A 23,890-nucleotide genomic window follows, 5' to 3' on the forward strand; every position below is an offset into this window, starting at 1 on the left:
ATGGCGCAGAGCACGTCACGTCCTTCAGTGGCAATCCTTGATTACGGCTCGGGAAACCTTCGATCCGCCGAACGCGCTATCGAACGCGCAGGGGCCGAGGTCACGATTACCGCTGATCCAGAACGTGTTCTTGCCGCCGACGGATTGTTAGTTCCTGGAGTCGGCGCATTCGCAGCGTGCATGAAGGGCCTGCGCTCGGTCTATGGCCCACGTTTGATCGGTCAGCGCCTCGCAGGTGGCCGTCCTGTGCTTGGCATCTGCGTTGGTATGCAGGTGCTTTTCGATAGCGGAGTCGAGTTTGCCGACGGTGTCCACGACGACGCAGAGGCCCTCCATGGGGCAGATGCTCCAGTTAATGGAGACGACGCGACCTCGGGCCGACGTGACGACGTCATCCGTGACCCTGAGACGGGACGACCACTCGACCCGACGGTGCCGTCGACAGAGATATCTGATGATGGGGTGCTGAGTACTCGCGGTTGTGGTGAGTGGCCAGGGACGGTTGAGCGCCTGACAGCGAAAGTGCTGCCTCATATGGGATGGAACACACTCGACATTCCCGAAGGATCCCGAATGTTTAAGGGAGTGGCCACCGATGATCGGGTGTACTTTGTGCACTCCTATGCGGCTCAGCACTGGGATATGGCATCGGATGATCACGTTGCTCCAGCGAAAGTGACCTGGTCCACGCATGAAAACTGTCGTTTTATTGCGGCGGTAGAAAATGGTCCCTTGTGGGCGACGCAGTTTCACCCGGAGAAATCTGGTTCGGTCGGTGCTGTGATTCTCCGCAACTGGGTGGAGACTTTGTAAAATTTTATCAGTTGTAGGTGTGATCTCCGTTATGATTCATCTATGGCTTTAACGTTATTACCCGCAGTAGATGTGTCCGACGGTCAAGCTGTTCGTCTCGTTCAAGGCGAAGCTGGGAGCGAAACCACGTATGGTCGCCCCCTTGATGCCGCGATGGCGTGGCAGAACGCTGGTGCCGAGTGGATCCACCTTGTAGATTTGGACGCCGCATTCGGCCGCGGTACGAACTACGAACTGCTGAAAGATGTCATCGAGCGGGTGGACGTTAACATCGAATTATCCGGGGGAATCAGGGATGACGACTCGCTGCGCAGGGCATTAGATACCGGTTGTCGACGGGTGAATATCGGCACTGCTGCGTTGGAAGATCCTGAGTGGTGTCGTCGGATCATCGGGGAGTACGGCGACCGAGTCGCCATCGGTTTGGATACCAAGCTCATCGACGGCGAGTGGCGGTTGCGCGGTCGGGGATGGGTTTCCGACGGCGGCAATCTGTGGGAAGTCCTTGAGCGCTTAGATTCGGAGGGCGTATCCCGCCTCGTCGTTACCGATGTCGGGCGCGATGGCACATTAGAAGGCCCCAATATTGACCTCCTTCGCGACGTCGCGATGGCCACAGATGCCGCTGTCGTTGCATCGGGCGGAGTATCAACTCTCGACGACATTCGCCAGCTTGCGGCCTGCGTGGACGAGGGAATTGATTCAGCCATCATCGGCAAGGCCCTGTATGCAGGGAACTTTACCCTTGAAGAAGCATTAGCAGTCGCACAAGATTCCTGATGGAGCCGTTCCTGAGAGGCCTGTGAAATAGGCTCCCCGGGTAATCGGTAGTGAAAGGCTAGGTGACGGACCCGTGATTGAACATTCTGACTTGGTGGCATATTTGTCTATTGCCGAGCGCTTAGTCAAAGATTCTGAAGATCTTTTTTGTGTGAATATTGGTGCGCAGCCCTCTGTCATTAAGAACGAAGATCTCCAGGATTTCGCAACCGACGTTGATCTGTCACTAGAACAGCATTTTCGCGAACAACTTGTGAAGGAAACTGGGTTCCCCGTTTTGGGCGAGGAATTCGGTTTGAAGGGTGGATCCACGGCCTCCGGGGATGTTTCGCTCAACAGCATGGGCGGCGGTAAGCAGCCCGAAACAATGTGGTGTATCGACCCGGTGGATGGAACGTCCAATTACACCGTCGCCAACCCGATGTGCGGCATTTTGGTCTCGCTTATTCATAAGGGAGAACCGGTTATTGGGTTGACGTCATTACCCCTGTTGGGACAGTTTTATAGCGCTGTTCGCGGTGGGCCATTACATGTTAATGGTGAGCCATTTCCGCCATTGCCGAAAGATGACCCAGAAGTGATCCAAATTGGTTTCGGCTCTATTTTGTCGGGCCGACGTGGTCATGTTCCGCGGCAATATCGCCAGAATTTACTTTTCAGTATTGGTGAATCATATCCGCGGATGCGTGTGACGGGGTCTGTGGGCGCGGACTTAGCTTTTACTGCCGGTGGTGTTTTTGCGGGGACCCTGACGTTCAGCCCTAACCTGTGGGATAACGCAGCAGGTATCTGCTTAGTTCAAGCCGCTGGTGGCGTTGTCACGAACCTTGATGGTGAGCCTTGGACACCTGGAACAATCGGTCTGGTTGCAGGATCTCCAAGCATTCACTCGACTCTGTTAGCGAGGATCCATGCGGTTCCACGGCCTTTCGAACCACTAAGCTAGGTGGTTATGTCGTCGCGTGAAGCGGTTAGTTATTGTGGACGTGTCTAGGTTTACTAGCGCGTGTCTGTTTTACGTGGCAATTCATTAATCTCGTTCGTGAATAATAGTTACCTTATTGCCGAAAGGCGTTTTCATGTCCGTAGCAGTCCGAGTTATTCCGTGTCTTGATGTGTCTCATGGCCGGGTCGTTAAGGGGGTCAACTTCGAGAACCTTCGCGACGCTGGCGATCCCGTTGAATTGGCGTCCCGCTATGACAAAGAGGGTGCCGATGAACTGACCTTCCTCGACGTGTCAGCGTCGACGGAAGCACGGGGAACGATGCTGGACGTGGTTCGACGCACTGCGGATGAAGTGTTTATCCCGCTCACCGTCGGTGGTGGGGTCCGTAGCGCTGACGACGTCGACCAGCTATTACGTGCGGGTGCAGATAAAGTCAGCATTAATACCGCGGCCATTAAGAGGCCAGAGTTGCTGCGGGAGCTTTCCCAGCGCTTTGGATCACAATGTGTCGTCTTGTCCGTGGATGCCCGGCGCGTTCCTGACGGTGGAACGCCCCAACCGAGTGGTTTTGAAGTTACAACCCACGGCGGTACCCGAAGCGCCGGGATTGATGCGATCGAGTGGGCTCGTCGGGGTGAAGAATTAGGTGTCGGGGAAATTCTTCTCAATTCCATGGATAGCGACGGTGTTCAGCAAGGATTTGATAGCGAGCTTATTTCCGCCGTTCGTCAAGTGGTTCATATCCCCGTCATTGCGTCGGGTGGAGCCGGCGAAGCGAGCCATTTTCCCCCGGCCGTTGATTCAGGGGCAAACGCGGTGTTAGCTGCCTCGATTTTCCACTTCGGTGATGTGAGCATTTCTGAGGTGAAGAGTGCTTTGGCAGCGGCAGGGCATGAGGTCCGTCATACCAGTCCCGCCGACTACCCACTGGACCCGTCGATCGCTGCTCGGTTGAAGCGCAATGATAGGGGATTGGTTCCCGCTGTCGTCCAGGATGTGCATTCTGGTGAGGTATTGATGCAGGCGTGGATGGACGACCACGCATTGGCTTATACGCTGGCTACTCGACGGGGAACATACTGGTCTCGGTCGAGGTCTGAGTATTGGGTCAAAGGGATGACCAGTGGTCACGTCCAGGACGTTCGCGAGGTTCGGCTGGATTGTGATGGGGACACGATTCTGCTGAAGGTTGATCAGACGGGTGCGGCGTGCCACACCGGAACCCACACGTGTTTCGATAGCGACCTTGTATTGACTGATTCATCATCGACGTCCGACGCGGGGTTGTTGGACGTCGAGAATACGTCAGGCAACAAGAATGCCGGTGAGCCTAACGGCACGGCTGAAAAGCCTGAAGACGACGCGGAACTGAACGATTCTGCTCGTCCGTCGACACCCGTCGGGGTTCCGGATCTCGGAGCCGGCCGCACAACGACGACGCGGGAACAGTTCCGCGAATTAGCTGCTCACCACAGAGTCGTGCCCGTAGCGCGCAAGATCTTAGCCGACGGAGAAACACCGCTCAGCGCATACAATGCCTTGGTCCAGGACAAGCCAGGTACGTTCCTCTTCGAGTCGGCTGAACCGGGACGTTCCTGGTCACGGTGGTCGTTTATCGGCACAGGAGCAAGATCGGCATTAACCGTCCGCGATGGGCAAGCAGCATGGCTGGGCACCACTCCTGAAGGTGTCCAGACAGGAGGCAATCCCTTCGACGCCCTCAAGTCCGTGCTGAAGGAATTGCACACCGACCCCATCGAGGGAATGCCACCGATGACGTCGGGAATGGTGGGATATTGCGGCCACGACGCGATTCGCTTTATCGAAGATATCCCCGATACCTGCGACAATGACCTCAAGATTCCGGAAATGATGCAGTTCCTTGTCGCGGACATGGTGGCTTTGGACCACCATGAAGGGACGATGTGGCTGATTGCTAATGCGTTTAACTTCAACGGCTCCGACAACAATGTCGACGAGGCTTATGACGACGCCGTCCGCCGATTGGACTCGTTAACCGAGCGGCTGAAGGCAGCCCGGGAACCGATGGTGAATAGTTTTACGACGCCCGAACCGGTTGTCCGCCGCCAACGCACTGCTGACGAGCACATGCGCCGGATCGAGTTGTGTAAAGACCACATTCGCGCCGGTGACGCGTTCCAAATCGTTCTGTCACAGCGTTTCGAGATTGACACGGATGTGCGGGCTCGTGACGTGTATCGGATGCTGAAGTATTCGAACCCTAGCCCCTACATGTACCTGATGAATATTCCGTCGGACGACTTTTCGGCGGTGGAGTTCACCATCGTTGGATCGTCGCCTGAGTCGCTTATCGCAGTCGACAACAATGTGGTGACGACGCACCCCATCGCTGGGTCTCGGCCCCGCGGCGCCACAAGGAAAGCTGATCTGCAGCTTGAGTGTGAGTTAGCCGCCGACTCGAAAGAGAATTCCGAACACCTCATGCTGGTTGACCTGGGGCGCAATGACCTGGGGAAGGTATGTATTCCTGGAACAGTCGAAGTCGATGATTTCCGCCATATTGAGCGGTATAGCCACATCATGCACCTGGTCTCTATGGTCACGGGGCAGTTGGCTCCGGACATGACAGCGGTCGACGCCTTCATGGCGGCATTCCCCGCGGGAACTTTATCCGGGGCACCCAAAACCAGCGCATTGACCATCATTGACCAGCTGGAAGACACTCGCCGCGGCATCTACGGCGGAACCGTCGGATATTTCGATTTTTCGGGAAACGCCGACCAAGCAATTGCCATCAGGACAGGGGTTCTCAAAGACGGCACGATGTATGTCCAGGCCGGTGGCGGGATCGTCGCCGATTCGGATCCTGTTGCCGAAGATGAAGAAACGCGGAACAAGGCTGCAGCCGTTTTGCGAGCAACGGCAGCTGCCGAAACAATTGTCGACGTTGATGGCTCTCGGTGATTTGTCGCCCGCCCGGATTCCGGATTGGCTGCGTCGTCTCCGAAGGCGAGTATCCAAGAGTGACGACGTTATATGCCCTGAGTAGCCTATTGAGCACGTGGTGGATACTCGGCGGCACACCCGACGAGCATGGTGACGTCGGGAAACGAGTGACGATAGGGAACTAGTGCGGTGACGTTAGGGAGAATGAACAATGGGTTCACATGAGTCGCGTCGGGAAGACGCAACGGCAGCAGCCGCGTCGGAAGAAATGGCCTCAAACCCGACCGATGCGCACGGACACGAGGACGTCAACACGATGCCGATGAACGCGGACACGGAGACGGACACGTCGAGTTCTACTCAAACCAAGCGACGCTGGTTAGGCCTCGCCCTGGTCGCGATTGGGGCGGTGGCTATCGGTGGAACATCCCGCATGACCTGGATGACCGTTCACGCCAACGACGATAAACAAGGTGAAGTGACACGCACCCTCGTCGGCTCTACATGGGCCCCCAGCACTGACGCGATCGCTATTGCCCTCATTGCAGCATGCCTTGCCACCTTGGTTCTTAAGAGAACAGGTCGACGGATACTCGCAGCAGTGTCGGCGGTGATCGGTGCCGCGTCTTTATGGACACCGCTCAATGTGCTACTCACCTCACCGAGCACGACACGCGCACGAAATCTCCTCGTCAATGGGCAAGCAACGCAAAAGAAAAACGATCCGCAGACCTTGACCGAATGGGCCGTCGTCACGGGAATCGACGTCCATAAAGTAGCGGTCATCCTTGCCCTCGTCGCGTCCGTTATCACCATCGCCGGTGCAATCATCCTGTTCCTGTGGCCAGGAGTAGACACTGTGAAAGGAAGTAAATACGACACCGCCTCAGCCCGGCGCGATTCACTGGCGACGGACCTTGAGAACGATAGAGAATCAGGGCGCGTGCTGTGGGATGCAATGGACGCGGGGGTTGACCCAACACAAGACGATGCTGTTGATGTCGCCCGGCGTCGCGGGCTGCACAACTAAAGTCCACATCTGCGGGGAATGTCAGACAGGCATCATCGTGCCGATTTATGCGCCAGTCAGTGCTGCCTTTAGGATTAAGTACACCGATGTAACACGGGCTGAGGAGTCGAAGATGAGTTCGGTTTTAGACACTATCGTCGATGGCGTCTTAGACGATCTTGCAACCCGTGAAGCTCGCGTCAGTTTTGCGGACATCAAAGCACAATCGCACGACACGCCCGCCCCTCGCGATGCCATGTCCGCATTGTCTGCTCCCGGTGTGGGAGTAATTGCCGAAGTTAAAAGGGCAAGCCCATCCAAAGGAAGCCTGGCGCGAATCCCCGAACCGGCCGAACTCGCCAGGCAATACGAAGCCAATGGTGCCAGAGTCATTTCCTGCCTCACCGAAGAACGACGCTTCAAAGGCTGCTTGGCTGACCTGGACGCCGTACGAGCAGCCGTCGACATTCCGGTCCTCCGAAAAGATTTCGTCGTCACCCCTTACCAGATTCACGAAGCCCGCGTTCATGGAGCGGACCTCATTCTCCTCATCGTGGCAGCACTGCAGCAGCCTCAGCTTGAGTCCCTTCTCGACCGCACCGAGTCTCTCGGGATGACTGCCATCGTTGAAGTTCACACCGAAGAGGAAGTAGAGCGCGCCATCGCCGCAGGCGCAAAAGTCGTGGGAGTCAACGCCCGCAACCTTAAAACACTCGATGTCGATACCTCCGTGTTCGGCACTATCGCGCCGGGTTTGCCGTCGGATGTCATTAAGGTCGCTGAATCGGGGGTGAAAGATCGCAATGATTTGCTGGCCTATGCTGGTGCCGGTGCGGATGCGGTCTTGGTCGGCGAGGGACTGGTTACCGCAGGTAATCCCGGTTTAGCGTGCAAGAGTTTGGTCGCTGCGGGCATCCACCCGGCATGTCCGAAGAATCTCACTGAATAATCTGCCGTCACCTGGATGCCGTGTCTATGCGAGTGATAAGGCACACTGGTGTGCGTGAGTAACTCAGAATCAGTTCATCGCAATCCGTATAGTGATCTGCCTACTATCGCCGATGTGTTCGCGGAGACGACATCGACTGAGCCCGATGATTGCGGCCATTGGGGTGAGTATGGTGGTCGATACATTCCGGAGGCCCTGATGGGGGTCATTACCGAAGTTACCGACGCGTGGAACAAGGCGAGAACTGATCCTGAGTATATTGAGCAGTTGAATGACCTGCATTTCCATTACTCAGGTCGGCCGTCGCCCCTGTATTATGCGTCGCGGTTTTCCGACGCTATTCATGCCCGCGTGTATTTAAAGCGGGAGGATTTAAACCACACCGGGTCCCACAAGATTAATAACGTCCTGGGCCAGGTTTTGTTGGCTCAACGCATGGGTAAAAAGCGTGTCATCGCTGAGACGGGTGCCGGCCAGCATGGTGTTGCAACCGCTACCGCCTGTGCATTGCTCGGCTTAGAGTGCCACATCTACATGGGGGCCGTGGATGCGCGGCGTCAGGCCTTGAATATTGCGCGCATGCGTTTACGGGGCGCTGAGGTCACAGCTGTCACCATCGGTTCCCAGACTCTTAAAGATGCCATCAACGAGGCGATGCGTTTTTGGGTATCGCATGCCGATGACACGTACTATTGCTTCGGTACTGCAGCTGGTCCCCATCCGTTCCCGCAGATGGTTCGTGATCTCCAGCGAATCATCGGGTATGAAGCGCGTGAGCAAATTCTGCAGGCGGAAGGCTGCCTTCCCGACGCCGTCGTCGCTTGTGTTGGTGGTGGCTCGAATGCGATCGGGCTTTTCCACCGTTTTATCGACGATTCCTCTGTTCAGCTCATTGGTGCTGAAGCGGGCGGTGACGGTTTTGAGACTGGTCGCCACGCTGCGACGATTACCGCAGGCAATGAAGGTGTCTTCCAGGGCTCGTATGCCGCACTCATGGAAGATGAGGATGGGCAAATCGTTGAGTCCCATTCCATTTCGGCTGGTTTAGATTACCCGGGAGTAGGGCCGGAGCATTCGTATCTTCATCATGTCGGTCGTGCCGAGTACCTTCCCATCACGGATGCACAGGCCATGGATGCGTTCATGCTCTTATGTAAGACCGAGGGAATTATCCCGGCTATTGAGTCTGCGCATGCTCTTGCGGCAGCACGAGTGTATGCCGATCGGTGGGAGCATGATTCAGATGACGGCCCGCTTCTGATTGTCAATGTATCGGGCCGTGGCGATAAAGACGTGGATACCGCCGCGAAGTGGTTTGACCTTAAACCCAAGGAGGAGCTGGACTAATGGTGGCATTTTCTTCTGATTCCCCCGCAGGGGCACTTCGCGACCTTTTTGCTCAGGCCCGCCGTGAACAACGAGCTGCGTTCATTGGTTATCTGCCATCGGGGTACCCGACGAAGCACGACTCTGACGAGTTGATGGCGTGCCTGGCGTCCTATGCGGACGTCATCGAGGTCGGGATTCCGTTCTCTGACCCCATGATGGACGGTCCTGTCATCCAGGAAGCCGGCATGGCTGCATTGAAAGCAGGTTTTCGCGTCAAAGATTCACTCAGCTCTGTTCGCAAGATTACCGACGCCGGTGGTCGAAGCGTCGTCATGAGCTACTGGAACCCGATTTTGCAGTATGGCCCGGAAAAATATGCCGAGGAGCTGGCCGAGTCGGGAGGATTGGGGACAATCATTCCCGACCTCCTCCCCGAAGAATCGGCGCGCTGGGCAGAGGCATGCCACAAGCACGGATTGGCGCCTATCTACCTCGTTGCTCCCTCGACGAGCCCTGAGCGGATGGCCCTCACGGTGGGAGCCGGTGATGGCTTTGTGTACGCAGCCTCACACATGGGAGTCACGGGTGCCCAAGAGTCGGTCAGCAGTGGTGCGCGTGACCTCGTGAATCGCGTGCGGGAGCACACCGACCTCCCCGTTGCCGTCGGGTTAGGCGTCAGCAATGGGCAGCAAGCCTTGGAGATCTCGCAGTATGCCGATGGGGTCATCGTCGGTTCGGCGCTTATCCGCGCTGCGAAGGACGGGCTCCGCTCGCTCGAGGCGTTGGCGAAAGAACTCAGCGAAGGGGTGAGAGGTGACTAACGTCCAGGCCACTATTGTCCAGCAGAACGGACTAGTTCCTCACGATGTGGGACTAGGTGGGCGTTCGCCCGATGTGACGCTTTTGGCAGCTATTCCGTCGCCCTCCCAAGGTGTGTGGATGGTCGGCGGTTTTCCGATCCGCGGATATGCCCTGTCGATACTGGTGGGAATTCTCGTCGCAGTCCTGTGGTCGCAGCGTCGCTATGCCGCCCGTGGTGGTAACCGCGAGGTGGTTCTCGACGTGGCACTTGCCGCTGTCCCAGCAGGCATCATCGGCGGCCGCCTCTACCACTTAGCGACGGATTGGCGCACTTACTGGGGCCCCAACGGAACCCCAGGGGACTGGTGGAAGATCACCAACGGTGGCCTAGGAATATGGGGAGCCGTCATTGGCGGTGGATTAGCCGCCTGGGCGGTTCTCCGATGGAAGCGCTTAGCACTGGCGCCGTTTGCCGATTCCGTGGCACCACCGATTTTGGTCGCGCAGGGCATTGGACGCCTAGGCAACTGGTTTAACCAGGAATTATATGGTCGGCCCACCGATCTGCCCTGGGGGCTAAAGATTTTTGAGCGCGTCGACGACCACGGTGTCCTGGACCCAGTACTCGGGCATTCGAACGGCCACGTTATCGCGGTTGTTCAGCCGACGTTTCTCTACGAGATGCTGTGGAACTTTGCCATCGCCGCTCTGATCGTATGGATTGACCGCAAGTTCCGGTTGGGGGGCGGCCGAGTTTTTGCTTTGTACGTTGCCGGGTACACAGCAGGTCGATTTTGGATCGAGCTTCTGCGTGCGGACACCGCAACGCATGTGTTTGGGCTCCGCATTAATACCATCACGTCGGCCGTGTGCTTCGTGGGCGCAGTGATTTTCCTGGTGTGGACGCGATCACGTCGTCGCGAGACCCCCGAAGAACTTCGGACATAATCGGGCATAAATCTAGGAAAAAAGTGATTTTGGTGACCGTATCGGAAAATAATTTTCCCTGGTCACCGACTTTTTTCGTTTTTCGCCGTGGCGCCGTAAAGCTTATTTCGACCGTTTTGTAGTAGCTAATCCGGGTGGAGCGGGCTAACCTGGTGCTCGTGGATAGAAGAACGAAAATTGTTTGTACATTGGGTCCGGCGGTAGCCAGTGCGGAAAAGATCCGTGCTCTGGTTGACGCAGGAATGGACGTAGCACGACTGAACTGCTCACACGGCGTTCACGCAGACCACGAACAGAACTACAAGTGGGTTCGGCAGGCTTCCGACGAAACCGGCCGCGCCGTCGGGATTTTGGCTGACCTCCAGGGTCCCAAGATCCGGTTGGGCTGGTTCAAGAACCACGAGGAAATGTGGGAAACCGGCGAAACGGTGCGCATTACCGTTGACGAGATCGAGGGTACGCACGATCGTGTATCCACGACGTACAAGAACCTCGCCAAGGACGCTAAGCCCGGCGAACGCCTTCTCGTCGACGATGGCAAGGTTGGCCTGGTCTGCAAGGCCGTTGAGGGCAACGATGTGATCTGTGAGGTCACTGAGGGTGGCCCCGTGTCAGACCACAAGGGCGTGTCCCTTCCTGGCATGGATATTTCCGTCCCGGCATTATCTGAAAAAGATATTGAGGACCTTCGCTTCGCACTTCGCTTGGGTGTCGACGTTATCGCTCTGTCGTTTGTCCGTTCGCCGGCAGATGTTGAGCTCGTCCACAAGATCATGGACGAGGAAGGCCGTCGACTTCCGGTCATCGCGAAGTTGGAGAAGCCTGAAGCCATCGACGCCCTGGAGCCGATCATCATGGCCTTCGACGCCATCATGATTGCCCGTGGTGACATGGGTGTCGAGGTTCCGCTTGAAGACGTCCCGATGGTCCAGAAGCGCGCCATCCAGATTGCTCGTGAAAACGCTAAGCCAGTCATTGTGGCAACGCAGATGCTGGATTCGATGATCACGAATTCACGTCCGACGCGTGCTGAAGCGTCCGACGTTGCTAACGCTGTCTTGGACGGCACGGACGCGGTCATGCTGTCCGGCGAGATTTCCGTCGGTAAGTACCCGGTAGAAACCGTCAAGACCATGGCCCGCATCGTGAAGGCTGCCGAGCAGGACGGCACAGTGCCGCCGCTCAGCCACGTTCCTCGCACCAAGCGTGGCGTCGTGTCGTACGCGGCGCGCGATATTGCGGAGCGTCTGAATGCTCGTGCAGTTGTTGCGTTCACCAGTTCAGGCGATACAGCACGTCGTGTGGCTCGTCTCCACAGCTTCCTCCCATTGTTGGTGTTCACCCCGAACCCCGCCGTGCGGTCTCAGTTGGCTGTCACGTGGGGCGCGGAGACATTCTTGACTCCTGAGGTCAAGACAACCGACGAGATGGTTGCCGAGGTCGATAAAGCCCTGCTGGCTATCGACGGTTATGAGCGCGGCGACACAGTCGTCATCGCTGCCGGTTCTCCTCCCGGAGTTGAAGGCAACACCAACATGATTCACGTTCACATGTTGGGTGAAGACCTCGAAGGCCACGAGCGCTAGATTGTCGGTTCCCACACCGTAGCTATTGCGAGATTCGCGATGGCAGGGTGTGACGGATGCCAATCACAACGCGAAACCGGGTCGCACTATTACATGTGCGGCCCGGTTTTTCTATACCGAACGCTACTCCTTGAAAAGGAAGCTCAGCGGTGCTGCCGCCGCAGCCTTCGTCGTCGATGAGATAGTCGAGAGATCGGGGAGGAACGTCGCCATATGGTTGGCGGGGACGGGCGTCTCATTGCGCTTCTCCCATTGTTCATCCGGGGTGATGCCGGCAGTCCAGAACAAATAGGGCACATCAAAGTGCCGCGGTATCTCAGAAAAGTCCTCCGACGCCGTCCACCGCTCAGCATCAATGGAAGAATCCCCAAAGACAGCATCGAATGTCTCGCGGACATGAGAAAAAACGGCGGGGTCATTGTCAGTCAGTTCGCCGTGAGCCCAGTACTCTATGTCCGGCTCGGTGGGGCACCCCGACGCCTCACACTCAGCGCGGATCACTCGTTCGATAGCGCGATAAACGTGATCGCGGACGTCGGTGTTGTAGAACCGGCAATTCAACGTCAGGGTAGCGGTGTCCGGGATGGAATTGTTCGTATTACCAGCGTGGATTTGCCCGACAGAGATGACGGCGAATTCGCCGGGGTCGACTTCTCGTCCGACGATCCCTTGTAAACGAAGAATGACGTGTGCCGCAATATAAATGGGATCCACGGATTGATGAGGGCTCGACGCGTGAGCACCCGTTCCATGAATGGTGACCGTGATGGAGTCACACGCTGCGAGGGCGGCCCCCGGCATACTCATAATCGTGCCGGCTTTTCCGGGAACAATATGCTGGCCCAGGCAGAGGTCAGGGCGTGAAATCTCGTCGGCCAGGCCATCGCGGACCATGGCGCCCGCCCCAGCGGTGACTTCTTCGGCAGGTTGGAACAGGGCGTGGAAGGTTCCTGACCAGCGCTGACGTGTCGCGTCGAGAATAGCGACCGCCCCGAGCAAAGCGGTGGTGTGCATATCGTGCCCACAGGCATGCATGACACCAGTTTCGTTGCCATCACGCCCAGTCGTGCGCACAGTGGAAGCGTAGGGCGCGCCGGTATCTTCGGTGACGGGTAAGGCGTCGAAATCCGCGCGCGAGAGAATCGTCGGCCCCTATCGTTGCCACGAGCCCATGCCCACCTATGGGACGCGACACAGTGCAGTTGTAGTGAGATAACCGCTCTCGTATGGCAATCGCAGTTTGTTCTTCGCGTTCAGATAACTCGGGATGAGAATGCATCCAGGTATAGAACTCTTGCTGCCAACTGAGGTCGGCCGGGTTGGCATCAAGCAACTCCGCAATGGCTGCACCTGGGGCATGAACATGAGCGATGGATTCTATGTCTGTAGTGTTTGTCATTCTTTTCCTCCATCTTCTGGTGAACCGTATCCGTTCACTGATCGAACGCGATGTGTTTTACCAGTGTAGGCGCACCATGCTCGATAGAGTCAGGCAGCAATCTGCCCCGGGGCAGCGGGTGAGTTACTGATAGCTAATGAAGTCCGGGCGAGGTTTAATCGCCATCGTGTCCTTCGGATCGAGCATGGGCTTGTCTTCGTCGTAGAAGTTCTTCCACCCCAGGCTGATCTCGGGGCTCAAATCCTGCTGGATCACGTGCCAGGTATCCAGCTTGATGGATTGCGATCCGTGGCCATCGATGTGGATAACCATCGCAATGTTATCGGTACCAGGGATCATCTTGTCGCGGTTGCGAATCATATGAACCTTGAACTGGTGAACGACCAGGGGTTTCTGTGGCAGTTTGTTGTCCTCAGTGAGCTTGTCCAGCCACTTAACAACGTCATTGATTTCCTGGGCATCGACGTGACCGATCTGCTCCATGGGCAGTTCGTTGCCGTAGAGGCGCCACTCGGGGTCGAGTGCCAGTCCGACATAGGGCTTCTTGAGCAGCTTCTCGTACTTCTTTGCCTGTTCCAGGAGGGTCATGCGCCCAGGCTGAAGGTCAATGACCGCATACCCGCCGGCTTTGTTAATAGCATCAATCCACGGCTCGACGGTGTCGGAATCGATGAAGCGGCTGTACGAGTTGTCCTTTTCTGGTTCCGACGACGCAACAGTCACGATGATTTCGAACGCCGGGGTCACAGGTTGGTCTGTGAAGGCTTCATAGCTCTTGGCCATCTTCTTCGCCCGGGCGACGGACGCATCTTTTCCTTGCTCCCCGAGGCACCCGAGATCGGGTCCGTCGGTGGAGCCGTAAAGTGCAACGATGTGCCGGCCAGGCGTGACGAGTCCGCCTCCACCTGGCTGTTCTTTGTCAATGCTCTTGGCTTTGTCGATACGACGAGAGAGCGTGTCCTTGTCGCCGAACAATTCGCCCAACGCAATGACATGGTCGTCTTTTTTGACGATCTCGATTGACTCATGGGTGGCGCGGGGGTCGGCTGCGGGGAGGCGGACGACGTTCCGGCCGGCGACGGATGCGTTCGTGAAACTTGCGGGGCTCGTGTCGGGAGCGACGAAGACGTGTCCATCAGAGTCGGGCTCTTTGTCCGCTTTACTGTCCGGGTTCCACGGTGCTGTGAGAATCGGGCGGGGAGTGTACGGTGCACCATCGGATGTGGTGGGAAGGTTGGGAGTACTCGGTGCGCTGCTGTTCGCGCTCTTTTTAGCGCTGGATGACGGCTTCGACGAGCTTGTGGTACTCGATGTGCTCGCCGCCGCACTGGCCGCCGCTGCCGGCGCAGTCCCGGATCCGTCGCCCTCAATGGGGGCATCCGGAATAACCACAAGGTCGCGGAAAGAGTATTGACCTTTGTCTAATCCATCTGGCCACGAATCAGGCGTCGTTTCGTGAGTTTTCGCCGACGAAGACAGCGAGCCGAGTGAATCGCCTTTAAGGGTGACAATGTCGTCGACTCCCAATCGACCAAGTTCGGACTCAATGTCTTTGCGGGAGTCGTCCTCGTTAGTCGCGTCGATGAGGAAAACGGGAACTCCAGCACTGGCGGCCAGGTTGCAGGCCCGTGCGCGCGTGGCGGAATCGGCATTGGGTCCAGTGACGACAGCGGCTTTTGCTGAGTCGAGGAATGTCGAACTCGTCTTGGTGCCTGTGGGGTCGTCGCCGATGACGTCCGTTTTGTCCGAGACCTTCTTCGTTGAGACAGTGTCATTGCCTCCACCGCCTGAGCTACTTGAACAGCCGCTGAGGCTTCCGGCTACTCCGGCAGCTCCGAGTGCTGTGACGGCCGCGCCCACTGTCGTTAAGAATGTCCGGCGAGTGACTGGTCTGGCAAAAGGACGTGAGGATGACATGTATTTTCTCCTGCGGGTTGAAACACCAGTGGTGTCCCCATCGTGCGACGACAGAACAGTGCGTGAACGAGGAAACTGTAGGCAAAACTGTATGCAATGGAACCTTTTTAACGGCTTTACCCTATTTACTGTAACAATGCGAAATGTTGTGGTGCACTGAGCTGTATCGAGAAAGCAGAAAACAGGGGTAGTCGATGACCGAGATACCCCCCGTTGTAGTTAGTTACTCAACCGGAAGAACATGACGGCCTTGCCGATCGGTGGTAAGAGCCAATGAGGAAATGTACTGCTTTTCACCTGTAGGGGAAGGGACAGCGGACGCGAGAACATCGGGACGTTCAACCATTTCTCCGGTGACACAGCATCGGAAGAGCTCATCCGACGGATTCCCGTGATCATCGAAAAGAGGGGAGTCTACGCCGTCGTCGGTTCGACGAAGATAAAACTGCCCACGGGTGATGATGGCAATTAGTGGCGTCGCGACGACCGCGATGGCGGCTGCGAGAAGTGCCGAGTAGGGCTGAATGGTCGCGCCGAGGACGCCGAAATACGCAGCGATTGAGGTGGTGGCAGAAAGTAAGAGCGCCCCGATTCCCACAGGGTTGATCGGGAAAATCATTCCGCGACGATATTCTGGATAGCGGGGAGAAATGCCAAGTACATATTTGTTTATTGCAATGTCAGATGCCACCGTGAAAATCCACGCGATAGCGACATTGGAATAGAAGCCAAGAATGGAGTTCAACATGGAGAACATATTGAATTCCATGAGAGATAGCGCAATACCGACATTGACAAAGACGAAAACGATCCTGCCGGGGTAGCGACGAGTTAAGCGTGTATATGCATTGGTCCACGCGAGTGAACCGCTATATGCATTTGTGACGTTAATTTTGATTTGGCTCATGACGACGAGGATCACGGCGAGGGTGATAGCAAGCCAGGTTGGCATCATATTCGTGTACATGGCGAAGAATTGATGGACGGGCTCGCTGGCCGTTCCAGGAGAGTCATTGAGGACAGCCATGACGTACACTGCGAGGAAAACGCCGATGATTTGCTTGGTGGCTCCGAAGATAACCCAGCCGGGTCCTGAGAGGATGACCGCGGTCCACCATTTGCGTTTGTTGTCCGGGGTTTTGGGTGGCATAAAACGGATGTAATCGATGTTTTCGGCAATTTGCGCTGTCAATGAGAGGCAGACACCCGCAGCCAACATCATGGATGCGAAATCCGCATGGCCGGGCCCATTTCCGGCGTAGTGAGCAAAAGTATGGACACTCGATGGGTGCTGAATAATCAGGACGATGAGGGGCAGCACCATCATTACGATCCACAGTGGATTCGTTGCTTTCTGAATCTTTGATAAGGACTTCATCCCATACATGACCAGTGGGATGACGATCAGCGAAGAGACCAAGTACCCGGCCCATAGTGGGATTCCCAGACCCATTTTGAGCCCTTGTCCCATAATTGAACCTTCAGTGGCAAAGAAAATAAAGGTGAACGAAGCAAATATGATATTTGTGACGACCGACCCGTAATAGCCGAATCCGCTTCCCCGTGTAATAAGGTCGAGGTCTAGATTGTATTTAGCTGCATAGACGGCGAGGGGAAAGCTCGACAGGAAGATTAATACCGCTGCAATAAGAATTCCGCCGACTGCGTTCACTGTTCCGTGCGCAATTCCGATCCCGGCTCCGATAGAGAAATCAGCGAGATACGCGATGCCACCAAGTGCCGACGCTGCTACTGCGGACGTTGCCCAGGTCCGGTAGTGCCGTGGTGCGAACCGGAGGGGATAGTCGTCACCGAAATTGGATTGGGACTGGTGAGGAGCGGGAGCGTTCTGGGGAGTGACCGGCGTCGTCGCGGGACGTACCGGGGTAGTGTCTGTCATCGTCATAGACACGTAAACTATGGGGCTAATGTCACGAACGCGCTCCCACTGTATGAATAACTGTATGAATATTAGGTGACCGAGGTAAACAACGCGTTACCGCGCGGAAATGATCACCAGCGACCCGGGGGACGAAGACGTGTAAAGAATTAGTACTTCCGCAACCGCGGCGCTGGTGCCGAAAGAAGGGTTTCCCGCGCCGCGGTCCACAACCGGTCGCGAGCGATTCGTGCCTCATCAGCAGTGGCAGCAAGAATCCGCACCCAGACCCCGGATTCGTAGGGGAGAGTAGATGTAGCCCACCGAACTGATGCCGGAAAATCGGACTTGGGCAAGCATCGGAGCACGTCGAGAAGCACCCGAGTAGATTGCGGTGAAGGCGCAACTATCCAGACATTGGACCATGCACCATAGTTGCGCATGCCGAGCAACCGACTGCCCGTATGCGGTCGCAATAGTCCGCGATCGATAACGAGCGGCCTGCAGTCGGATTCCCTTAATTGCGCGAAATCATGCGGGTGGTTGGCACGCGGTTGATCGATTCGTGTTTCCATGGACAACGCGTCGTAGCGGTGCCACTCACCGCGACCGAGCCTTCCCGCCACAACACAATCGCTGACTATCGCGCAACCCTCTCGAGCAGCGGTTACTCTCGTAGACAGATGAACCCGGGAACCCCCATAGGGGATCACGTGGTCAGGCATGTATTCGACAGTGCTTCCCGGGCCAACAGTCAGGTTGACGTGTTGTATCGCTAGCCCCACATCCATTCGATGTATAGGCGTCGCCGCCTGAGTGGTGATAAGAGCCGACGCCGGTCTTGTTTCGCCGACGCGAATATCGACGAGGTTCCGATCATTGTGAGCAAGCCCAGCACCCGTCGTCATGATGTAGAGCAGCGGTGTGCCAGGCTGGTGCGGGTCCGTGTACAGCGGCCGCATAAGAGCAAGCGGAGCTTTCGCGATTTTCTCCGCGACGACTGATCTTTTCCCCACCGACTTATCCTCAGGTGAGTCCACTCTGGCGTACAGAAAACCGACTTTGCCAGGGGAACCGACCGGAAGTGCCCTGTGGTCACCGGACATTGGCTGACTACGGAGTTCCTTGGCGATCCTTGGCGGAATGGGAAGCGTAGCCGCCGCGTCGTAGAGGGAAGCAAAGGTGGGGGAGGAGATGTTGCTCTCCACTGTGGTCTGGGGTGCCACGCCCTACCCCTGGTGAGCTTTTCGCTGTGTTTCCACAAACTCAGCAAGCTCGGAGAGCCCATCACCCGTTAACGCATTCGTCGGTAACACGGGGAGACCACCTCGCACCTCTTTCGCATCAGCGACCATCTTGTCCAGATCACACCGGACATAGGGCGCAATATCCGTCTTATTGATAATGAGAAGATCCGATTCCGTGACACCCGGTCCCCGTTTCCGAGGCATTTTGTCACCTTCCGCCGTGTCAAGAATAAACACGTATGTTTCCACAAGCGCCGGTGAAAAAGTAAGCGTTAAATTATCGCCACCCGATTCGAACAACAAAGTGTCGATATCCGGGAAGCGCTCGACCATCTCTGCCGCCGCCATCAAATTCATCGTCGGATCGTCCCGGACAGCCGTGTGGGGGCAGGATCCTGTTTCTACCCCGACAATTCGCGCCGGGTCGAGAATTCCATTTAGTTCCCGACGGATGTGGTTCGCGTCTTCTTGGGTGTAGATATCATTCGTGATGATTCCCACGCTATGACCTTGCTCGATCAACGTGGGCACGAGTGCCTCGATAATTGCTGTCTTTCCTGAGCCGACGGGACCGCCAAATCCGATGCGATAAATCGGGTGTTCTTCATGGCTTGGGTCATTCTGTGCCATAGCGAAATCCTCACATTTCGTACTAGTAATAATTAATTAATAAATAGTCGCGCGGGGGCGGATTCATGTGCCGCACACGCGACATCCAAAGCAGGGCTTAGTGTTCCTATATCGTCAACGGATGAATCGCAGCACATCTGTACACATTCGGCGATGTCTGATCCCACCTCATTCACAACCTGCTGGGCACTGATATGGTCAGCCACGCTTAATCGAACCGCCGCGGAACAGGCTCCAGCCGCGAATGAGAACAGTTCACAGGACACCGCCATTTCCTGAGACAATCCATTGTGATGATGAATGACTCCAGCGACTATCGCCTGGTTACCTATGACATTTCCTTTGCGTACGTCGCTGATCAGTTTTCCTACCGGTGTGTCGTCATCGGGGTGCAGCACGTCGTCGGCCATCGACAATAATTGCTTTCCGACGCGCACACTCCCGCGTCGTGCATTATCGCTAGGTTTTGTTGCCAAGAGGACCTCGTCGATGATTCGAAGTGTCCCCGTTGTGGAGTGTGTAGAGCTATTCGCGGGCATCGCGGCTGATGCGGATCGTCGCCACTCCTGCGCCCAGGTCCACGCCAATGCCGCTGCAATTCCATCGGTAGGGGCGACGACGCCGGTAATAAGCTCGCGAACAGTGTCTGTGAGAGAAGCGCTGTCTAACCAGTGGCACTGAGACAGCCCTTCGAGCCCGTGCGAGAGCGTGTATATTCCCGAAGGGAACGCCGTGTCTGTCCATTGGAGGGCTGATAGGAAGGTCGGAAACATCGATTGCCGTCCAGACCTATCAGTGCTGTTCACGGTCGCGTCGAGATTATTGGAAGAAGACATGATTCAAAGCTGTCACCGATGTGTCGTGTTAGAACAAGTAGTGCAGTTGAGCTAAGGGAAGCTTGTTAGCGGGCGCGATGGTGAGCGGTTCACCGTCGGCCCGAACCTCGTAAGTATCGGGGTCCACGGTGATTTCCGGTAGCTCACAGTTCCTCACCATGTCCTTCTTTCCAATGTGTCGACAACCGTGAACGGGCAAAACAGTGCTGGTGAGGCCCAACTTGTCGGGCACACCGTCGTTAATAGCTTCGGAAGACATGAACGTGATCCGGCTGTGGGGAAGCGCATGACCGCGATTGCCAAACATGGGTCGGTACACGACTGGCTCCGGGGTAGGGAGAGAGGCATTGGGGTCGCCCATCAGGGACCAGCAAATGTGACCGCTGCGAATCACGAGCTGCGGTTTTGCAGCAACCGACGACACCGGCCACAGAACAATATCGGCGAATTTTCCGACTTCCAATGACCCGATGTAGTCGTTGACCCCGGCGGCGATCGCGGGATTGCACGTCACTTTAGCGACGTAGCGAAGGATGCGATGGTTGTCATTGCGTGACGTGGACTCTGTGTCCGTGGAGTCTGTTGACTCAGTTGACGCCGAGTGCTCAGGGGTTGGTTGGCAGTCCTCGAGGAGAGGACCGAGCTCTGCTTTGCAATGGTGTGCAGTTTGAAAAGCACGGGTCCAGGTCTCCCCAACACGGCCCATCGCTTGTGAATCCGAACTGAAAATTGAAATGATCCCTCTATCGTGAAGAACCGTTTCAGCAGCGATAGTTTCGGGTCTGACGCGGGATTCCGCGAAAGATACGTCCTCCGGAATGTCATGAGACAGATGGTGACAAACCATCACCATGTCGAGGAGCTCTTCGGCACTATTGACCGTGTAGGGGAGAGTGGGGTTCGTTGACGCGGGGAGCACCGAAGGCATTCCCGTCACACGGAGGATATCGGGTGCATGACCCCCACCAGCGCCTTCGGAGTGGAAGGTGTGAATGGTTCGGTCCCCGATGGCATCGCGAGTGTCTTCGAAGAATCCGCTTTCGTTTAGCGTGTCAGTATGGATGGCAAGCTGAACATCGTGCTTGTCGCAGACCTTGAGAGCGTTATCAATCACGGCTGGTGTTGCTCCCCAGTCTTCATGAATCTTTAATCCTGCGGCCCCAGCTGCAATTTGCGACTCTAAAGCTTCGGGAAGCGAGCCCGATCCTTTGCCAAGCACTCCGATATTGACCGGCATATCGTCGGCAGCTCGCAGCATCATGCCGATGGAACTTTCTCCCGGCGTGCAGGTAGTCCCTTTTGTTCCTTCGGCAGGACCGGTTCCGCCGCCGAAAAACGTCGTAATTCCGTTTGATAATCCTTCTTCGGCTTGTTGAGGAGAAATAAAATGGATATGCGAATCAATCCCGCCGGCAGTCACAATTCGGTGTTCGCTTGCGATAACTTCAGTATTGGGCCCAATGATTAGCTGAGGGTCAACGCCATCCTGGGTATGCGGGTTCCCCGCCTTGCCAATTCCGACAATTCGCCCATCGTTAATCCCGATATCGGCCTTAATGATCCCCGTCATCGCATCAACGATGAGCGCACTCGTAATAACAGTGTCAACGGATTCCGCATCAGAAGCTTGAGTGTCCTGCGCCATCCCATCTCGAATGGCTTTGCCGCCGCCATAGACCGATTCGTCCCCATACGATCGCGAATTAGCATCATCAGTTAATTCGATAACGAGGTTGGTGTCGGCAAGCTGAATGCGATCGCCCGTCGTCGGGCCATAAATGGAACCATATTCCGCTTTGGAAATAGAGTACGGACCCCGGTCGGCGGGCAACTCGTCGTCAGGTACAGATTCTGTTTTAAAACCGCGCTCCTGTGCGCGCTGGAAACCCTGCTCACGAATGGCAGGATCGTCGAGGTCACCTTCCACCAAAGCACTAAAGCCATGCAGGATTCTGCGCCCACCAAAATCAACTAATTGAACTTCTTTCGAATCGCCGGGTTCGAATCGGACAGCTAATCCCGCTGGAATATTGAGGTGCATACCCCATGCCCGATGACGATCGAAGAGTAATTCGCGATTGGCTTCGAAGAAATGGAAATGGCTTCCCACTTGTACGGCCCGGTCCCCGGTATTGGTGACTCGTAGCGTGAGTGTCCTTTTACCCGGGTTAATAGTGATTGTTCCGTCGTCGTAGATATATCTATTTGCAGTGCTCATGATGTCCTCGTGATTGCGTGGCGATTTATTGTTCTAACAGCCCTGAGACGAACCCGTTTCGTGTTCGTGAAGGTAGTTGTGTGAGTGGCCGTGAGAATGGGTATGCCCGACATGATGGTGGTGGGCATGCCCATGGGAATGCGTATGCGAGTGCGTATGGGGGTGAGGGTGGTGGTGTGAATGAATGTGGGAGTGGGGATGTATGTGTGAGTGAGCATGCCCATCCTCGGAGTCATCCTCATCATGGGCATGACTATGCGCGAAGCCCGAGTCATGATCAGCCCACAGTGCCTCTTCCAATCCCACGACGGGGAAGAACTGGCCACCGTGGCGTGATGACGGATCGTCAGAGGATTGATTGCCATCAATGCCATGAGCTGCATCGTTCTCCGCCGAGGAATTGAATACGTCGGCAGCAGCCTCACGAGCACGAACAACATTTGTCTCAATCAGCACAGCGAGTGCCGACGGCGACCATAACGCGACCTCGTGATAGCTTCGTCCATCGGTTTGATAACCGCCCTTATTCGGCGGCAGAAGGTCTGCTCTAAGAACGACGATTCGCTCCACGCCGGACTCGTTCGCCTGGTTGCCCATCTGGTCCTCGAAGAGAATCTCAGCACGGTGAATAGCCTCCGGAAGGCCCGGAGCCGCTCCATCAAAGGCCACAGAAGTCTCAGAATTGCTGTACTGCCATGCTAACCGGGCATCACGAAACAGATCGGCGTCGAAAAAAGGATCTAAAGCTACTGATACGACGACGTACGAATGTGCTGGATGGGAGCGCATGTTTGCACGTAGAGCCGATACGCGTGTCGTTGAGTTCCCGATCGGATCAGAAATAATTACTCGCGCTGAAGGCCGGCTGCGTTTCCACCATTGGATCGCTTGCGCTAGTGCTGTAATGCTGTGGAGGTCTCGTCCCGCAGTCATAGGGATGATGACAGTGGGAGGCTGATTATCAGGTGAGGTCGACGGTGAATGGCCATCGTCGCTTGAAAGATTCTCGTGATGCCCGGCGGTGAGGGCTCGTGCTACTTCACTTGTTGAATGAGTGAGAACGATCGGCTCGAGATTATGACCGCCTGGCATAGAGTCACGGGCCGCTGAGCCCGTTCCAGCTGTGTCAATTTCGGCTACATCGACTAGACGGAACTGATGGAGTCGGCTGGCTACTTCGCGAATGAGCTCGTCATTGTGGGCTTCGGCGCCACAAAAAAGAATAATCATCGGTAGTTCCCGGCGCGTCTAGTGGCGGATGGGGTCGTGGACGGAGACGAGTTTTGTTCCGTCGGGAAAAGTCGCTTCTACCTGGACCAGCGAGACCATGTCTGGGACTTCGTCCAGCACCTCGTCGGCAGTGAGGACCGTCGTCCCGATGTGCATTGCTTCGGCCACGCTCTTCCCATCGCGTGCTGCTTCTATGACGGCGTCGGAAATTAGAGCAATCGCTTCGGGGTGGTTGAGTTTGACACCCCGTTCCCGTCGGCGTTGAGCCACTTGAGCTGCAAGAAATACTAATAATTTATCTGTCTCACGAGGAGAGAGATTCATTGATATGGCTCCTTACGCGCGCAACAAAGCTCCGGGTGTGATGTGTACAACCCTGGCTCGACATGATGGTCGCCACTCACGTTGCCATCATGTGAAGAATGAATCGTTGGTTTTATGTTG

General features: G+C 56.1%; 18 protein-coding genes and 2 pseudogenes. 11 read left to right on the top strand and 9 right to left on the bottom strand.

What is annotated here, in order from left to right; translation table 11 throughout:
* The 11 genes and pseudogenes from KCQ76_RS08295 to pyk all read left to right on the top strand — a co-directional run bounded on the left by KCQ76_RS08295 (window position 1) and on the right by pyk (window position 12,090).
* Window positions 1-813 (top strand): imidazole glycerol phosphate synthase subunit HisH, encoded by an 813-nt coding sequence (locus tag KCQ76_RS08295; RefSeq protein WP_046202975.1) that lies wholly within the window; start codon window positions 1-3, stop codon window positions 811-813.
* A 42-nt stretch (window positions 814-855) separates the two neighbouring features.
* Window positions 856-1,593, top strand: coding sequence for a bifunctional 1-(5-phosphoribosyl)-5-((5-phosphoribosylamino)methylideneamino)imidazole-4-carboxamide isomerase/phosphoribosylanthranilate isomerase PriA (priA, locus tag KCQ76_RS08300; protein ID WP_046202974.1), 738 nt, complete (start codon window positions 856-858; stop codon window positions 1,591-1,593).
* Window positions 1,594-1,666: 73 nt separating this feature from the next.
* Window positions 1,667-2,539: an inositol monophosphatase family protein gene (locus tag KCQ76_RS08305; protein ID WP_046202973.1), complete on the top strand. Its 873-nt coding sequence runs from the start codon at window positions 1,667-1,669 to the stop codon at window positions 2,537-2,539.
* 133 nt (window positions 2,540-2,672) lie between these two features.
* Window positions 2,673-3,779 (top strand): annotated as a pseudogene (gene hisF / locus KCQ76_RS10890) (imidazole glycerol phosphate synthase subunit HisF); the annotation flags it as partial.
* Between the two features lie 129 nt (window positions 3,780-3,908).
* Complete coding sequence (locus KCQ76_RS10895) at window positions 3,909-5,486, top strand: anthranilate synthase component I (RefSeq protein WP_046203142.1); 1,578 nt, start codon at window positions 3,909-3,911, stop codon at window positions 5,484-5,486.
* A 193-nt stretch (window positions 5,487-5,679) separates the two neighbouring features.
* Window positions 5,680-6,498 carry a TIGR02234 family membrane protein gene (locus KCQ76_RS08315; protein ID WP_052722313.1) on the top strand — a complete coding sequence of 273 codons (819 nt, stop codon included), beginning with the start codon at window positions 5,680-5,682 and terminating at the stop codon, window positions 6,496-6,498.
* A 112-nt stretch (window positions 6,499-6,610) separates the two neighbouring features.
* A complete protein-coding gene (trpC, locus tag KCQ76_RS08320) occupies window positions 6,611-7,426 on the top strand; it encodes an indole-3-glycerol phosphate synthase TrpC (RefSeq protein ID WP_046202972.1) in 816 nt (271 codons plus the stop codon).
* A gap of 48 nt (window positions 7,427-7,474) precedes the next feature.
* Window positions 7,475-8,773, top strand: coding sequence for a tryptophan synthase subunit beta (trpB, locus tag KCQ76_RS08325; RefSeq protein ID WP_180962432.1), 1,299 nt, complete (start codon window positions 7,475-7,477; stop codon window positions 8,771-8,773).
* Entirely contained in the window at window positions 8,773-9,576 is an 804-nt protein-coding gene (gene trpA, locus KCQ76_RS08330; RefSeq protein ID WP_046202970.1) for a tryptophan synthase subunit alpha, read from the top strand. The genes trpB and trpA overlap by 1 nt, the downstream gene beginning before the upstream one ends.
* A 118-nt stretch (window positions 9,577-9,694) precedes the next feature.
* The gene (gene lgt / locus KCQ76_RS08335; protein ID WP_231725397.1) at window positions 9,695-10,504 is read left to right on the top strand and encodes a prolipoprotein diacylglyceryl transferase; all 810 of its coding nucleotides are present in this window, start codon (window positions 9,695-9,697) and stop codon (window positions 10,502-10,504) included.
* Between the two features lie 158 nt (window positions 10,505-10,662).
* Complete coding sequence (pyk, locus tag KCQ76_RS08340) at window positions 10,663-12,090, top strand: pyruvate kinase (RefSeq protein ID WP_046203140.1); 1,428 nt, start codon at window positions 10,663-10,665, stop codon at window positions 12,088-12,090.
* Between the two features lie 123 nt (window positions 12,091-12,213).
* On the opposite strand, the pseudogene KCQ76_RS08345 reads toward pyk, so the two are convergent.
* The 9 genes and pseudogenes from KCQ76_RS08345 to KCQ76_RS08385 form a co-directional block, all read right to left on the bottom strand.
* Window positions 12,214-13,489, bottom strand: a pseudogene (locus KCQ76_RS08345) (amidohydrolase).
* 123 nt (window positions 13,490-13,612) lie between these two features.
* The gene (locus KCQ76_RS08350) at window positions 13,613-15,406 is read right to left on the bottom strand and encodes a hypothetical protein (RefSeq protein ID WP_046202968.1); all 1,794 of its coding nucleotides are present in this window, start codon (window positions 15,404-15,406) and stop codon (window positions 13,613-13,615) included.
* 223 nt (window positions 15,407-15,629) lie between these two features.
* Complete coding sequence (locus tag KCQ76_RS08355; protein ID WP_046202967.1) at window positions 15,630-17,312, bottom strand: purine-cytosine permease family protein; 1,683 nt, start codon at window positions 17,310-17,312, stop codon at window positions 15,630-15,632.
* 143 nt (window positions 17,313-17,455) lie between these two features.
* Window positions 17,456-18,511 carry an urease accessory protein UreD gene (locus KCQ76_RS08360; RefSeq protein WP_146003177.1) on the bottom strand — a complete coding sequence of 352 codons (1,056 nt, stop codon included), beginning with the start codon at window positions 18,509-18,511 and terminating at the stop codon, window positions 17,456-17,458.
* Window positions 18,512-18,514: 3 nt separating this feature from the next.
* The gene (ureG, locus tag KCQ76_RS08365; protein ID WP_046202966.1) at window positions 18,515-19,162 is read right to left on the bottom strand and encodes an urease accessory protein UreG; all 648 of its coding nucleotides are present in this window, start codon (window positions 19,160-19,162) and stop codon (window positions 18,515-18,517) included.
* A gap of 32 nt (window positions 19,163-19,194) precedes the next feature.
* Entirely contained in the window at window positions 19,195-19,998 is an 804-nt protein-coding gene (locus KCQ76_RS08370; RefSeq protein ID WP_221914841.1) for an urease accessory protein UreF, read from the bottom strand.
* A 28-nt stretch (window positions 19,999-20,026) separates the two neighbouring features.
* Entirely contained in the window at window positions 20,027-22,216 is a 2,190-nt protein-coding gene (gene ureC / locus KCQ76_RS08375) for an urease subunit alpha (protein ID WP_082089880.1), read from the bottom strand.
* Window positions 22,217-22,249: 33 nt separating this feature from the next.
* A complete protein-coding gene (locus KCQ76_RS08380; protein ID WP_052722311.1) occupies window positions 22,250-23,446 on the bottom strand; it encodes a sirohydrochlorin chelatase family protein in 1,197 nt (398 codons plus the stop codon).
* An 18-nt stretch (window positions 23,447-23,464) separates the two neighbouring features.
* The gene (locus KCQ76_RS08385) at window positions 23,465-23,770 is read right to left on the bottom strand and encodes an urease subunit gamma (RefSeq protein ID WP_012731451.1); all 306 of its coding nucleotides are present in this window, start codon (window positions 23,768-23,770) and stop codon (window positions 23,465-23,467) included.
* Between the last annotated feature and the right edge of the window lie 120 nt (window positions 23,771-23,890).

The organism is Corynebacterium parakroppenstedtii (assembly GCF_019754935.1).
Taxonomy (GTDB): domain Bacteria; phylum Actinomycetota; class Actinomycetes; order Mycobacteriales; family Mycobacteriaceae; genus Corynebacterium; species Corynebacterium parakroppenstedtii.